Below are 718 nucleotides of genomic sequence, written 5' to 3' on the forward strand. Positions count from 1 at the left end.
ATTACCACTTGGACAACATCGCTTGATCCGAGAGGACACCCGGCGAAGTTTGTTCAAGGCGGTTGTCGGATGTCCGTCATCTCCCGCGGCAGGTGCAGCTCATCGCGAGCAACGCTGGTAGGCGACGCCGGTCAGATCCTGATCGTTGTAGTAGCGTCTGAGACCCCCGTTCGGCGTAGGCGCCAGCGGAACCCTGACCTCATTGCCGGCCACGGCGTTCGCGTAATCGAGGAGGAGAAGCTGACGCTCCCCAAGTGGTCGGATCGATTTGATCTGGCACGATGCCATCGGAGTCTTCAAGCGATTGCCAGAGACCATGACGGCTGGCGCGAAGATGTCGGCCAGCTTCGCGAACGAGGCCGCCTTCCCTGCGGATGTATAAACCTCCGCGCAGTCTCGTCCCTCCAAGACCCATGCACCTTGGTAATCTGAAAGGCCGGCCTGGGCCGCCCGGGTGGCCGACACCCCGGCGGACGCTGCGAGGCTCAACCCGAGCGCAGCGGCCCACACGAAACGCGCAATTCCCATTGCGACTTCTCCGGCAGCAGGACCTGCGTCCTTGGTTGGCCCGGGCGCCAGCGGACGATACTATTGCCCGGACGCAACGGCCCCATCGAACTTAGCTCGACTCGTATGAGGAGTTTCCGCAAGGTGGCAGGGATCGATGTTTCGGACGGGCGGGGAGCCGGGTTTGTCGCGCGAGCTTGAGGGCTCGCTG

At 63.1% G+C, this 718-nt stretch carries 1 protein-coding gene; it reads right to left on the reverse strand.

Annotation, left to right across the window (positions count from 1 at the left end; genetic code table 11):
• Window positions 1–99 precede the first annotated feature (99 nt).
• Window positions 100–528, reverse strand: coding sequence for a hypothetical protein (locus tag WDW90_RS37730; protein WP_336492822.1), 429 nt, complete (start codon window positions 526–528; stop codon window positions 100–102).
• Window positions 529–718 lie beyond the last annotated feature (190 nt).

It is taken from the genome of Methylobacterium nigriterrae (genome assembly GCF_037106235.1).
GTDB lineage: Bacteria > Pseudomonadota > Alphaproteobacteria > Rhizobiales > Beijerinckiaceae > Methylobacterium > Methylobacterium nigriterrae.

Excerpts from the sequence above, each read along its gene's own strand:
- WDW90_RS37730 (WP_336492822.1), bottom strand. The coding sequence starts at position 528 with ATGGGAATTGCGCGTTTCGTGTGGGCCGCTGCGCTCGGGTTGAGCCTC.